The 12,122-nt window shown below is 66.2% G+C and carries 15 protein-coding genes; 5 read left to right on the top strand and 10 right to left on the bottom strand.

The window, feature by feature from the left end; translation table 11 throughout:
- Nucleotides 1-47: 47 nt before the first annotated feature.
- Nucleotides 48-293: a hypothetical protein gene (locus ACUTAG_RS23940; protein ID WP_006388378.1), complete on the bottom strand. Its 246-nt coding sequence runs from the start codon at nt 291-293 to the stop codon at nt 48-50.
- A 138-nt stretch (nt 294-431) separates the two neighbouring features.
- Here ACUTAG_RS23940 and ACUTAG_RS23935 point away from each other — a divergent pair, with 138 nt between their 5' ends.
- The 5 genes from ACUTAG_RS23935 (at nt 432) to ACUTAG_RS23915 (ending at nt 4,036) form a co-directional block, all read left to right on the top strand.
- A complete protein-coding gene (locus ACUTAG_RS23935) occupies nt 432-1,037 on the top strand; it encodes a hypothetical protein (protein ID WP_054437307.1) in 606 nt (201 codons plus the stop codon).
- 45 nt (nt 1,038-1,082) lie between these two features.
- Nucleotides 1,083-1,541 (top strand): Lrp/AsnC family transcriptional regulator, encoded by a 459-nt coding sequence (locus tag ACUTAG_RS23930; RefSeq protein ID WP_026383132.1) that lies wholly within the window; start codon nt 1,083-1,085, stop codon nt 1,539-1,541.
- A gap of 125 nt (nt 1,542-1,666) precedes the next feature.
- Nucleotides 1,667-1,978: a hypothetical protein gene (locus ACUTAG_RS23925; RefSeq protein WP_006388375.1), complete on the top strand. Its 312-nt coding sequence runs from the start codon at nt 1,667-1,669 to the stop codon at nt 1,976-1,978.
- Between the two features lie 14 nt (nt 1,979-1,992).
- A complete protein-coding gene (gene pdxA / locus ACUTAG_RS23920; protein WP_081397418.1) occupies nt 1,993-2,973 on the top strand; it encodes a 4-hydroxythreonine-4-phosphate dehydrogenase PdxA in 981 nt (326 codons plus the stop codon).
- A gap of 85 nt (nt 2,974-3,058) precedes the next feature.
- Nucleotides 3,059-4,036, top strand: a complete 978-nt coding sequence (locus ACUTAG_RS23915) for a bile acid:sodium symporter family protein (protein ID WP_148316515.1) — start codon at nt 3,059-3,061, stop codon at nt 4,034-4,036.
- 69 nt (nt 4,037-4,105) lie between these two features.
- On the opposite strand, the gene ACUTAG_RS23910 is transcribed toward ACUTAG_RS23915, so the two are convergent.
- The 9 genes from ACUTAG_RS23910 to dxs form a co-directional block, all read right to left on the bottom strand.
- The gene (locus ACUTAG_RS23910; protein WP_006388372.1) at nt 4,106-5,488 is read right to left on the bottom strand and encodes a replicative DNA helicase; all 1,383 of its coding nucleotides are present in this window, start codon (nt 5,486-5,488) and stop codon (nt 4,106-4,108) included.
- Nucleotides 5,485-6,324: an RIO1 family regulatory kinase/ATPase domain-containing protein gene (locus tag ACUTAG_RS23905; RefSeq protein WP_006388371.1), complete on the bottom strand. Its 840-nt coding sequence runs from the start codon at nt 6,322-6,324 to the stop codon at nt 5,485-5,487. Before ACUTAG_RS23905 ends, ACUTAG_RS23910 begins: the two co-directional genes overlap by 4 nt.
- 145 nt (nt 6,325-6,469) lie before the next feature.
- Complete coding sequence (gene rplI / locus ACUTAG_RS23900) at nt 6,470-6,925, bottom strand: 50S ribosomal protein L9 (RefSeq protein ID WP_020924523.1); 456 nt, start codon at nt 6,923-6,925, stop codon at nt 6,470-6,472.
- 14 nt (nt 6,926-6,939) lie between these two features.
- Nucleotides 6,940-7,212 carry a 30S ribosomal protein S18 gene (gene rpsR, locus ACUTAG_RS23895; RefSeq protein ID WP_006218308.1) on the bottom strand — a complete coding sequence of 91 codons (273 nt, stop codon included), beginning with the start codon at nt 7,210-7,212 and terminating at the stop codon, nt 6,940-6,942.
- 105 nt (nt 7,213-7,317) lie between these two features.
- Nucleotides 7,318-7,641 (bottom strand): primosomal replication protein N, encoded by a 324-nt coding sequence (gene priB, locus ACUTAG_RS23890; protein WP_006388369.1) that lies wholly within the window; start codon nt 7,639-7,641, stop codon nt 7,318-7,320.
- A gap of 51 nt (nt 7,642-7,692) precedes the next feature.
- Nucleotides 7,693-8,067, bottom strand: a complete 375-nt coding sequence (gene rpsF, locus ACUTAG_RS23885; RefSeq protein WP_020924524.1) for a 30S ribosomal protein S6 — start codon at nt 8,065-8,067, stop codon at nt 7,693-7,695.
- Nucleotides 8,068-8,301: 234 nt separating this feature from the next.
- A complete protein-coding gene (locus ACUTAG_RS23880) occupies nt 8,302-9,216 on the bottom strand; it encodes a DUF817 domain-containing protein (RefSeq protein WP_148316513.1) in 915 nt (304 codons plus the stop codon).
- 7 nt (nt 9,217-9,223) lie between these two features.
- Nucleotides 9,224-10,021 carry a GTP cyclohydrolase FolE2 gene (folE2, locus tag ACUTAG_RS23875; RefSeq protein ID WP_006388366.1) on the bottom strand — a complete coding sequence of 266 codons (798 nt, stop codon included), beginning with the start codon at nt 10,019-10,021 and terminating at the stop codon, nt 9,224-9,226.
- Nucleotides 10,022-10,211: 190 nt separating this feature from the next.
- Nucleotides 10,212-12,074 (bottom strand): 1-deoxy-D-xylulose-5-phosphate synthase, encoded by a 1,863-nt coding sequence (gene dxs, locus ACUTAG_RS23870; RefSeq protein ID WP_026383129.1) that lies wholly within the window; start codon nt 12,072-12,074, stop codon nt 10,212-10,214.
- Nucleotides 12,075-12,122 lie beyond the last annotated feature (48 nt).

Below are 12,122 nucleotides of genomic sequence, written 5' to 3'. Positions count from 1 at the left end.
GTCCACAGAAGTTGTGGGTAACTTCGGCGGGCCGTGAGACTGTGTGGCTACTTGAGCGCAGCGACGATCTGGTCGCGCACGCTCTCGAATCCGGCCACGTACTGCGGGTTTTCGGAACGGGCGAGCAGGCTGGAATAGTTTTGCTCCAGCTGGGCCTCGATCGCCTCGCGCAGTCCGGGCGAAGCCTTGGCCAGGTGCAGCATCGTCAACAACGCCGAATTGAGCGCATCGATGCGGCCGCCCTGGTGCGAGATGGTATGCACGATGACCGCGATTTGTTCCTGGGTGTCCATGGGTAAGCCTCCTGGATTGATGTCGGCGCAAATCCTAGCATGGGCGCGCGCGGCCACTGGGCAAGGCGCGCGCTGCGCGCTAGCATGAAGCGTAGCGCGGCGCGGCGACGGCGCGCCAAGGCAACCGGGAGCGTACCCATGAAGACGATCCACGACTACATGCCCCCCGACGCGGCGGCGCTGCGGCGGTTGCAGGAACGGTTGGGATACGGCGACGCCCAGATGGCCGAACTGGCCGGCCTGGACGATGCCGTGCCCTGGTCCAGCTATATCGGCGGCCCGCAACCGCGGGCATTGGGACAGCACCGGCTGCTAGCCATCGCCGCCCGCCTGGCCCTGGACGACCCGGCCTGGCAGGCGGTGCTGGCGGCCATGCGCGAGATCGGCGCGCGCTTCGACTATGACATCGCCCGGGCGCCGCTTGCGACGCCGACGCCGGCGCCGCCTCCCGCGCAGGAAAGCAAGTTCGGCATGCAGCTCGTCAGCGACCACGGCGCCTTCCACGAGATGGAGCAATTGCGGGAATTCGCGCACCATGCCCAGGCGTTCGGCGTCACCGACCTGGTGCGCGTGGCGCGCTACGACAGCGGCGCCGACCTCTGTCGTTTCACCCTGGTTCCGGCGCGGGAGCAGGATGCCGCGCGCCGCGACCGGGTCTTCGACGCCGCCTCCCGGACCATCACCCGCTTCGTCTTCGACGGCCGCGTCTACCGCGGCGGCATCCCGCCAGAATCCGACGGCTGACACATGCATTGACTTGCGCCGCGCCGCGCCTGTATGGTCGGGCGCATGAACGAACGCCTAGACGCCATCGATCGGCAGTTGCTCAGCCTGCTGCAGGCCAACGCCCGTGAACCCGCCGCCATCCTGGCGCGCAAGCTGGGGTTGGCGCGCACCACGGTGGTGGCGCGCATAGCCCGCCTGGAACGCGAGAACATCGTGGCAGGCTACGGCGTGCGCCTGGGGCGCTTGCTTGAAGAAGCCGCGGTGCGTGCGTATTGCTTCATCAGCGTGCTGCCCAAGACGCCGGCCGCGGTGATCCGCGAACTGGAGAAAATGCCCGAGGTCGAGGAAGTCTCGTCCGTCAGCGGCCCCTACGACTACCTGATTTTCCTGCGCTGCGAAACCCACGAACAACTGGACGCGCTGCTGGACCGCATTGGCCTGATCGATGGCGTCAAGCAGACGCAGACCTCGATCGTCCTGAGCCGCAAGGTCGATCGGCGCAGCGCCGTGGGCGCGCCCTAGCGGCGCGCTGACCGGCCCGCCGGCAGCCGCCACGCGACGTTGGCCTTTCTCCGTATTGTGTATCCCGGGGACAGCGGGAGCGGCATAATGTTGTAATGTGAATTGTCGCCTTTTACGGATTCCCCATGTTCGCACGCCTTGCCCTCGCCTCCGCCTTGCTCGCCCTGCTGACCGCCTGTTCCAGCATGAGCGAAGTGACGCCCACCGGCAAGAACAGCTACAGCGTCACCTACAGTTCCGGCACGCAATTGCTGACCTGGGTCGAAATCAAGAACCAGGCGCTGCAGCGCGCCGACCAGTATTGCCAGTCGATCGGACGCAAGCTGCAAAAGCCAGCCATCACCTCGAACCACGCCACGGGCCTGGGCTCCAAGCGCGCCACCGTCACGTTCGAATGCGGCGAGGTTCCGCCGCCCAAGAGCGCGCCGCAGCAATAAGCCGGGAACCCATCGTGAAGACACCCCCGCCCGTCGGCATCACCATGGGGGATGCCGCCGGCATCGGCCCCGAAATCGTCGTCAAGGCCTGCGCCCAGGGCTTGAACGCCCCCTGCGTGGTCTATGGCGACGCCGGCGCCTTGCGCCGCGCCGCCAGCGCGCTGGGCGCGCGCCTGGAGATCACCGAGATCGCGCGGGCCGGGCAGGCCAGCGGCGACGCCGGCCGCATCGAGGTGGTGACCTGCAGCCCCGCCCTGCCGCCCGACCTGCCCTATGGCCGGATCAGTGCCGCCGCTGGCCGCGCCGCTTACGACTATGTCTGCGCCGCCATCGACGACGCCCGGGCCGGCCACATCCGCGCCATCGTCACCGCGCCGTTGAACAAGAAATCGATGCACGAGGCCGGCATCGATTATCCCGGCCACACCGAAATCCTGGCCGAACGCTCCGGCACCGATGATTTCGCCATGATGCTGGCCAACGACGAGTTGCGCGTGCTGCTGGTGACCATCCATGTGGCGCTGGCCGACGTCATGGCGCGCATCACCCCCGAGGCCGAACTCACCGCCATGCGCCTGGCCGACCATGCCTGCCGCCAGATGGGCATCGCGCGCCCGCGGGTCGCGGTCGCCGGGCTGAATCCGCATGCCGGCGAAGGCGGCAAGTTCGGGCGCGAAGACATCGACATCATCGAGCCTGCCATCCGCCGCGCGCGCGACGAGGGCATCGACGCCAGCGGCCCGTGGCCCGGCGACACCATTTTCATGCGAGCGCGCCGCGGCGAGTTCGACATCGTGGTGGCCCAGTACCACGACCAGGGCCTGATCCCGGTCAAGTACCTGGGCCTGGATCATGGCGTCAATGTCACGGTGGGCCTGCCGTTCGTGCGCACCAGTGTCGACCACGGCACCGCCTTCGACATCGCCGGCAAGGGGGTCGCCGACCAGGCCTCGCTGATCGCCGCGTTCGACCTGGCCCTGGCCATGACGCCCTGACCGTCCAAGCCCCCGCGTCTACAATACGCCCCGATTCCGGCGCCTGTCGCGCGCCGCCGCCGCTTTTCCTCCCCTCCCTATCTCCATGTCACGCCTTGCCCGCCTCCTGCCCGACCGCTTCACCCTCTACCTGATCTGCACCGTCATCATCGCCAGCATCCTGCCCGCCCACGGAAAGGGCGTGGTGGTGTTCGGCTGGATCACCAACATCGCGGTCGGCCTGCTGTTCTTCCTGCACGGCGCGCGCCTGTCGCGCGAGGCCATCATCGCCGGCCTGACCCACTGGAAGCTGCATCTCACGATCTTCTCGGCCACGTTCCTCATGTTCCCGCTGCTGGGCCTGGCGCTCAAGCCGGTGCTGGAACCGCTGGTCACCCCCGAGCTCTATCTCGGCATCCTGTTCCTGTGCTGCCTGCCGGCCACCGTGCAGTCGGCCATCGCCTTCACCTCGATGGCGCGCGGCAACGTGCCGGCGGCGGTCTGCAGCGCCTCGGCCTCGAGCCTGCTGGGGATTTTCCTGACGCCGCTGCTGGTGGGCACCGTGGTCGCCAACGCCGGCAGCGCGCCGATCTCGTTCGATGCGGTCGGCAAGATCATGTTGCAGCTGCTGCTGCCGTTCGTGCTGGGACAGTTTGCCCGCCGCTGGATCGGCGCCTGGGTGCACAAGCGCAAGGCGATGCTGAAGTTCGTCGACCAGGGTTCGATCCTGCTGGTGGTCTATACCGCGTTCTCCGAAGCCATCAACGAGGGCCTGTGGAGTTCCACGCCGATCCCGGCGCTGCTGGGCCTGGTGGTGTGCTGCGCCGTCATCCTGGCGCTGGCGCTGGGCCTGTCGGCGCTGGCCGGCAAGATGTTCGGCTTCAACCTGCCCGACCGCATCACGCTGCTGTTCTGCGGCTCCAAGAAGAGTCTGGCCAGCGGCATTCCCATGGCGCAGGTGCTGTTCGCCGGCCATGCGGTGGGCGCCATCGTGCTGCCGCTGATGCTGTTCCACCAGATCCAGCTGATGGTCTGCGGCGTGCTGGCCGCGCGCTACGGCAAGCGCCCCGAAACGGACGAGTGAATCGCCGTGCCCGCATGAAAAAACCGCGCTCGGGCGCGGTTTTTTTTTGGGGGGCCGGGCGCCGGGCGCTCAGTACATGTCGCGCGGCTGCGCGCCGGAGAAGTTCAGGAAGCGCGTGCTGGAACCCTGGAAGGTCAGGCGCACCGTGCCGATCGGGCCGTTACGCTGCTTGCCGATGATGATCTCGGCGGTGCCCTTGTCCGGCGAATCGGGGTTGTAGACTTCGTCGCGGTAGATGAACAGGATCACGTCCGCGTCCTGTTCGATGGCGCCCGATTCGCGCAGGTCGCTCATCACGGGGCGCTTGTTGGGGCGCTGTTCCAGGCTTCGGTTCAGCTGCGACAGCGCGATCAGCGGACAGTTCAGTTCCTTGGCTAGGCCCTTGAGCGAACGGCTGATTTCCGACACCTCGGTGGCGCGGTTCTCGCCAGAACCGTTGCCCGACATCAGCTGCAGGTAGTCGATGATGATCAGGCCGAGCTGGCCGCACTGGCGCGCCAGGCGCCGCGCGCGGGCGCGCACTTCCATCGGGCTGAGCGCGGGCGATTCATCGATGTAGACCTGCGCGTCCTGCATCAATTGCACCGCGTGGGTCACGCGCGGCCAGTCCTCGGCGATCAGTTTGCCGGTCCGCATGCGGTGCTGGTCGAGCAGGCCGACCGAACCCAGCATACGCATCGCCAGCTGCACCGCGCCCATTTCCATCGAGAATACCGCCACCGGCAGGCCCTCTTCGATGGCCACGTGTTCGCCGATGTTCATCGAGAACGAGGTCTTGCCCATGGACGGGCGGCCGGCCACGATGATCAGGTCGCCGCCCTGCATGCCCGAGGTCATCTTGTCGAGATCGGTGAAACCGGTGGGCACGCCAGTCACATCAGAAGTGCTTTCGCGGTGATAGAGCTCGTCGATGCGTTCGACCACCTGCGTCAGCAGCGGCTGGATTTCCTGGAAGCCGGCGGCGCCGCGCGCGCCTTCCTGGGCAATCTGGAACACCTTGGACTCGGCCTCGTCCAGCAGTTGGCGCGCTTCCTTGCCCTGCGGATTCATGGCGGCCGAGGAGATCTCGTCGGCGATCGACACCAGCTTGCGCAGCATGGCGCGCTCGCGCACGATTTCGCCATAGCGGCGGATGTTGGCGGCCGACGGCGTGTTGTGCGCCAGCGCGTTCAGGTAGGCCAGGCCGCCGGCGTCCTCGGCCTTGCCCGCGCTGACCAGCGATTCATGCACCGTGATGACGTCGGCCGGACGCGCCAGGCCGATCAGGCGGGCGATGTGGTGCCAGATCAGCCGGTGGTCGTGGCGGTAGAAGTCCTCTTCGACCAGCACGTCGGCAATACGGTCCCAGGCTGCGTTGTCCAGCAGCAGGCCACCCAGCACCGACTGCTCCGCCTCGATCGAATGGGGAGGAACGCGCAGGTATTCGAGCTGGGAATCGGCAGGTGTGTTCATGGCTTCAATAGTAACGGCTGCAGGATATCCGCGACGCGGAAGAAACCCTGCACATCGCGCGACGGCAGCCGGCCCAGGAGCGGGCGCAACGGCGTGGCGATGAAAGAAAGCACCCGGGTCAGGCGGCGCAGGCGCGCCTTGACCTCGGGATCGGGATTGCACTCGAAATAGACTTCCAGCGCCAGTTTACCCAGGGTGCGGCCGACCTCGTCGGGCAACTTGCGCAACGATGCCAGCGACGCCAGCATCTGGAACAGATCATAGGCCTGCGCCAGCGGCCGCGACAGCGTCGAACCGATGTTTTCCTCGAAGTCGATGCGCCACAACTCGCCATCCTGCAAGGTGATGTTGCGGATCTGGGCGCCGCCATGCCACAGCCCACGGGCGTGGAAGGCGGCCAGGTCGGTCGCGGCCGCCCGCGTCAGCCACAGGCGCGAGGTGGTGTCTTCGTTGCGGATCAGGTCGGCCAGGTCGTCGCCGACGAACTCCAGCACCAGCAGCCCCTCTTCCTGCCACCAGACCTCGGGCACGCGGCAGCCGGCCTGCAGCAATTGCTTCAGGCGCCGGGCCTCGTGCTCCAGGCCGTTGCGCAACAGGATGCCGGGCCGCGGGAATTCGCCCAGGAACAGCTTGCACCCCAGCCCAAGGAACAACGCGCGCGCATAGCGCAACACGTAGCTCACGCCGCTCGCCAGTCCCGGGCGCCGGCGCTTGACGATACAGCGCACCCCATCGATGGTCGCATCGCGCACCGACGGCTCGCGCTCGGCGTCCAGGCTGTCGAGCCAGGCTCGCAATCCGGCGGGGGCGTTATGGTGGACGGGCGGCTGGGTCAAGAGGTCCTCGAAGGAAACGGCGTGGGAGACAAGCGTGCAGCCCGCAAGACTACACGCAAATGGCGGCGAGTACCGCGGCGGAAAACAAGCCACAAAGAAAAAAAGCCGGCGCGCGGGCCGGCTTTTTTCTACCGCGGGGCGAGGCTTACGACAGTTCGCCTTCGACCAACACCGTGACGTCGACGACGACGTCGGCGTGCAGGGCGACCTGGATCGGGAACTCGCCGATGGCCTTGAGCTGGCCATTGGGCATGCGCACCTGGGCCTTTTCGATGCCTTCGAAACCGGCCTTCTTCAGACCTTCGGCGATGTCGGCGTTGGTGACCGAGCCGAACAGACGGCCGTCGACGCCAGCCTTCTGGACGATCTTCAGCTGGTAGCCGTTGACGCGCTCGCCCAGGGCCTGGGCGGCGGCCAGCTTTTCGGCCTGGATCTTTTCCAGTTCGGCGCGGCGGGCTTCAAATTCCTTCAGGGCGGCGTCGGTTGCGCGACGGGCCTTCTTCTGGGGAATCAGGAAGTTGCGGGCGTAGCCATCACGCACGCGGACGACTTCGCCGAGGTTACCCAGGTTGACGACTTTTTCGAGCAGAATAACTTGCATTTCAGTGCCCCGGATTAGTTGTGGTTGTCGGTGTAAGGCAACAGGGCCAGGAAGCGCGCGCGCTTGATGGCGGTGTCCAGCTGGCGCTGGTAGATTGCCTTGGTGCCGGTCAGGCGAGCCGGGATGATCTTGCCGTTTTCTTGCACGAAGTCGCGCAGGGTGTCCAGATCCTTGTAGTCGATCTCTTCGACGCCGGCGGCGGTGAAGCGGCAGAACTTACGACGCTTGAAGAGCGGGTTCTGCTGCGTGAATTTGCGTTTTTCCTTGCGTTTTCCGAAGAAAGCCATGATATGTGCCTTATGTTTGAGGGGACCGGGTCTGCCTTGATCGGGCCCGACTCCCCGTAACCTATCCGTATTCAGAAGGCGCTCTCGCGCCCGTTGCCCTTCCCGTCAAGCCACCAGCGGATCGCGTCCTGCGCTGCCGCTGATCCTGCGCGCCTGCTGCAGATGCAGCTTGAACTTCACCGAGTCCTTGCGTACGGGGGCCAGAAACCCCTGCACCTGCAATTCGGACCCCAGCGCCGTTCCTTGCAACAGCAACGCCAGATCGCCCAGTGCCACGGCCGAGATCGTCAGTTCGACACGGCGCGGATGGCCGGCTTCGATGACCTCGGATTCGTGCGCCAGCACCATTTCCAGGGCTGGCAGACCGGCGGGAGTGTGGCGCAAAGGCTCGCATTCGAGAACGCGGGCGCTGAGTTCCAGCTTGTTCATCCTGCCAGGCACCAAGGGGACTTCATGGGATGGGCTCTGCCTGAGCCCTGCTTACTCGGCCTGAGCCGCGACAGCTTCCGCCGAAGCCTTGCGGGCTTCTTCGCGCTCGACCGACTTCATCATGATCGAGGGAGCGGTCTGGGCCTTCTTGGTCTTGATGACCAGGTGGCGCAGCACGGCGTCGTTGTAGCGGAACGAGTGTTCCAGCTCATCCAGCGTGGCTTGGCCGCACTCGATGTTCAGGCAGACGTAGTGAGCCTTGACGAGCTTCTGGATCGGGTAGGCCAGTTGACGGCGGCCCCAGTCTTCCAGGCGGTGCACCGAGCCGCCTTGGCCCGTGACCAGCGCTTGGTAACGCTCGACCATGGCGGGCACTTGCTCGCTTTGGTCGGGGTGAACGATAAACACCACTTCGTAGTGACGCATGAGTAAAACTCCTTGAGGATGTCTTGCCCGCCGTCCGCCCGACACCGTCATCAGTCCGCGCACACATCGTGTTCGCGATCAGTTCCGGCTTTCCAGTGCTTTCTCTATCACTGGTCTTTTTCTTCGAGGCGTATGGCTTGCAAGGGGCAGCCCGCTACCCAAAAAACATGGGCGGTCGAGCAAGAAAGCTCTCGATTATCGCCGATCGGGCCCCTGGACGCAAGCCAGCGGCGCTCAGGAAATCGGGGACGCGTTATTCGGTCCCACGGCATGCGGCACAGCCGCCACACCGATCGGCTGCGGCCGGCTGACCAGGCTGACCATCACGTAGCTGATGATCATGAGCAGGAACCACGAGCCCAGCTTGGCAATGGATACCAGTTCCCAGCCCTGCGACTGGTTGGGATAGCGCCAGGCGTTGGCGAAGGTGCCGATGTTCTCGGCGAACCAGATGAACAGCGCCACCAGCACGAAGCCCAGCAGCAACGGCATGCGGCGGTAGTCGCGCCAGATGCGGAAATAGACCCAGGTGCGGGCGAACAGCAGCGCCGTCAGGCCGAACAGCGCCAGCCTGAAGTCGACAATGAAATGGTGCGCGAAGAAGTTCACGTAGATCAGCACCGACAGCGCCACGGTCGCCGCCAGCGGCGGATGGGCACGGAAGCGGAAGTCGAACAGGCGCCAGACCCGCGCCAGGTAGCTGCCGACCGCGGCGTACATGAAGCCGGTGAAGAGCGGCACGCCGCCGATGCGCAGCACGCTCGCCTCGGGGTAGATCCAGGAGCCAGCCGCTGTCTTGAACAGTTCCATGCCGGTGCCGACCACATGGAACATCAGGATGACCTTGGCCTCGCTCCAGGTTTCCATGCGCAGGGCCAGCAGCGCCGCCTGGATCGCCAGGGCCGCCAGCGTCAGGAAATCGTAGCGCGCCAGCCAGGCGTCCTTGGGATACCACCAGTGCGTGCCCAGCAGCAGCGCGCACATCAGGCCGCCGAACAGGCAGGCCCAGGCCTGCTTCACGCCGAAGCGGAAGAACTCGTAGAAGGCGACGCCCAAACGACCGCGGCCGGCCAGATGATCGGCCAGCCGCGCTTCCCACCCCTGCAGTCTCGCGATGAGCGGCCAGTCATTGGCCGCCGGATGCCGCACGGAGGACTCAGCCTTCCACCACGGCGTAGGCCGAGTGGTTGTGGATCGATTCGAAGTTCTCGGCCTCGACGCGGTAGCGCGCGATGCCGGGATGCGCGTTCAGGCGGGCCGCCACGTCGCGCACCAGGTCCTCGACGAACTTGGGGTTGTCGTAGGCGCGTTCGGTGACGTACTTCTCGTCGGGGCGCTTGAGCAGGCCCCAGAGCTCACACGAGCCTTCGTCTTCGATCAGGCGGATGACGCCGTCCATGCTGATGTCGGATTCCAGGATGGCCGAGACCGTCACATGCGAGCGCTGGTTGTGCGCGCCGTATTCGGAGATGGCCTTGGAACACGGGCACAGGCTGGTCACCGGCACCTGCACCACCAGCTCGAACTCGACCTGGTCGCCCTGGGCGCGGGCGATCCACTGCACTTCGTAGTCCAGCAGGCTCTGCACGCCGGAGATCGGCGCCGACTTGTTGATGAAGTACGGGAAAGCCGCGGTGATGTCGCCGCGCTCGGCATGCAGCAGCGGCAGCATGTCGGCCGCCATGGCGCGGAACAGCGTCGGCGTCATGGGGGTGCTGCGGTACTTTTCCAGCAGCGCCACGAAGCGGGACATGTGCGTCCCCTTTTCTTCGGGCGGCAGCGCCACCGTCAGGGTCCAGTTGGCCACGGTGCCCTGGGGCGAACCATCGGCGTTCTCGATGAGCATGGGGTGGCGCACGCCACGGATGCCCACGCGCTGGATCGGGATGTGCCGCGTGTCCGTCGAGCTCTGGACGTCGGGCATCACGATGGCGGGGTCGATCGGAGAATTCATTTCGGCTTACCAGTCTGGGCGACGAGCGTGGCGTGAACACGCAGACCCAGGAATCTTTAGGAGGGGGCCATTATCGCCCAAAGTCCCGCCAGCGCCAGGGAAAACCCTTTCATTCGTAGGCTGTCGGGGCCGGAACACACTGTTTCGCCACACGGACCAAACCACCGGGCCGGTCCGTGGGTGCGCGCAATCAGGCCAGCAGCGCGGCGTAGCGCGTCCGGATCGATTGCTCGATGCCCGCGGCATCCAGGCCGATTCCGGCCAGCAGCGCCAACTGATCGCCGTGGTCGATGAATTCGTCGGGGAAGCCCAGTTGCAGCACCGGAATCGAGACGCCTTCGGCGGCCAGCACCTCCAGCACCGCGCTGCCAGCGCCGCCCATGATCGCGGCGTCCTCGATCGTCACCAGCGCGTCGTGGCGGCTGGCCAGGTCGAGGATCAGCGCGCGGTCGATCGGCTTGACAAAGCGCATGTCGGCCACGGTGGCATCCAGCTTTTCGGCCACAGCCAGCGCCGGCTGCAGCAGCGTGCCGAAGCCAAGAATGGCGATCTTGCGGCCTTCGCGCCGCACCACGCCGCGGCCCAGCTCGACCGTGTCCAGGCCGGCCGTTTCCGCCGCGCCGCAGCCCGCGCCGCGCGGATAGCGCACCGAGGCCGGGCCGGGATACTGATAACAGGTGGACAGCAGCAGGCGGGTTTCGTTTTCGTCCGAGGGCGTGGCCACCACCATGTTTGGCACGCAGCGCAGGAAGGCGGTGTCGTAGTTGCCGGCGTGGGTGGCGCCGTCGGCGCCGACGATGCCGGCGCGGTCGAGCGCGAAGGTGACGTCCAGGTTCTGTAGCGCCACGTCGTGGATCAGCTGGTCGTAACCGCGCTGCAGGAAGGTCGAGTAGATCGCCAGCACCGGCTTCTGCGCTTCGCAGGCCACGCCGGCGGCGAACGTCACGGCGTGCTGCTCGGCGATGCCGACGTCGAAGTAGCGTTGCGGGAAGCGCTTCTCGAATTCGACCAGGCCGCTGCCTTCGCGCATGGCGGGCGTGACAGCCACCAGGCGCGGATCCTGCTGGCCCATGTCGCAGAGCCAGTCGCTGAACACCTGGGTGAAGGTGCGCTTGCCGGGCGCCTTGGATTGCTGGATGCCGACGGCGGGATCGAACTTGCCCGGGCCGTGGTACAGCACCGGGTCGGCCTCGGCCAGCTTGTAGCCCTGCCCTTTCTTGGTGACCACATGCAGGAATTGCAGCCCTTGCAGCGCCTTCAGGTTCTGCAGCGTCGGCACCAGCGCATCGAGGTCGTGACCGTCGATCGGGCCGACGTAGTTGAAGCCGAATTCCTCGAACAGCGTGGCCGGCGTGACCATGCCCTTGGCGTGTTCCTCGAAGCGGCGCGCCAGCTCCAGCACCGGCGGCACATGTTGCAGCACGGCGCGGCCGACGTTCTTGGCGGCGGCGTAGAAGCGGCCGGACATCAGGCGCGCCAGGTAGCGGTTCAGCGCCCCCACCGGCGGCGAGATCGACATGTCGTTGTCGTTCAGGATCACCAGCAGATTGATGTTGGCGGTGACGCCGGCATTGTTCATGGCCTCGAAGGCCATGCCGGCGGACATCGCGCCGTCGCCGATCACGGCGATGTGCTGGCGCTGCACGCCAGCGTTACGCGAGGCCACCGCCATGCCCAGCGCGGCCGAGATCGAAGTGGACGAATGCGCGGTGCCGAAGGCGTCGTACTCGGATTCGCTGCGCTTGGGAAAGCCCGAGATGCCGCCCTGCTGGCGCAGCTTGGCCATGCCGGCGCGGCGTCCGGTGAGGATCTTGTGCGGGTAGGATTGGTGGCCCACGTCCCAGACGATGCGGTCATGCGGCGTGTCGAAGACCTGATGCAGGGCCAGCGTCAGCTCCACCGTGCCCAGGTTCGACGACAGGTGGCCGCCGGTCTTGGAGACCGACTCCAGCACGAAGCCGCGCAACTCGTCGGCCAGGCGCTTGAGCTCGCGACGATCCAGGCGCTTGAGGTCTGCCGGGGATTGGATGCGGTCCAGTAATTCTGTCGTCATGCTTGTATGGGGTTCGTATGCCCGGCCTGCGGCCAGCCCGGACGGGTC

It is taken from the genome of Achromobacter sp. CSND-B12 (assembly GCF_052906545.1).
This window is presented reverse-complemented; position numbering and strand designations above follow the sequence as displayed.

Bases quoted from the DNA above. Each gene is read 5' to 3' on its own strand.
- ACUTAG_RS23915 (WP_148316515.1), top strand. From the start codon at position 3,059: ATGTCACGCCTTGCCCGCCTCCTGCCCGACCGCTTCACCCTCTACCTG.
- rpsR (WP_006218308.1), bottom strand. From the start codon at position 7,212: ATGGCTTTCTTCGGAAAACGCAAGGAAAAACGCAAATTCACGCAGCAG.
- ACUTAG_RS23935 (WP_054437307.1), top strand. From the start codon at position 432: ATGAAGACGATCCACGACTACATGCCCCCCGACGCGGCGGCGCTGCGG.
- ACUTAG_RS23925 (WP_006388375.1), top strand. From the start codon at position 1,667: ATGTTCGCACGCCTTGCCCTCGCCTCCGCCTTGCTCGCCCTGCTGACC.
- ACUTAG_RS23910 (WP_006388372.1), bottom strand. From the start codon at position 5,488: ATGAACACACCTGCCGATTCCCAGCTCGAATACCTGCGCGTTCCTCCC.
- rplI (WP_020924523.1), bottom strand. From the start codon at position 6,925: ATGCAAGTTATTCTGCTCGAAAAAGTCGTCAACCTGGGTAACCTCGGC.
- ACUTAG_RS23940 (WP_006388378.1), bottom strand. From the start codon at position 293: ATGGACACCCAGGAACAAATCGCGGTCATCGTGCATACCATCTCGCAC.
- ACUTAG_RS23930 (WP_026383132.1), top strand. From the start codon at position 1,083: ATGAACGAACGCCTAGACGCCATCGATCGGCAGTTGCTCAGCCTGCTG.
- priB (WP_006388369.1), bottom strand. From the start codon at position 7,641: ATGAACAAGCTGGAACTCAGCGCCCGCGTTCTCGAATGCGAGCCTTTG.
- folE2 (WP_006388366.1), bottom strand. From the start codon at position 10,021: ATGAATTCTCCGATCGACCCCGCCATCGTGATGCCCGACGTCCAGAGC.
- rpsF (WP_020924524.1), bottom strand. From the start codon at position 8,067: ATGCGTCACTACGAAGTGGTGTTTATCGTTCACCCCGACCAAAGCGAG.
- dxs (WP_026383129.1), bottom strand. From the start codon at position 12,074: ATGACGACAGAATTACTGGACCGCATCCAATCCCCGGCAGACCTCAAG.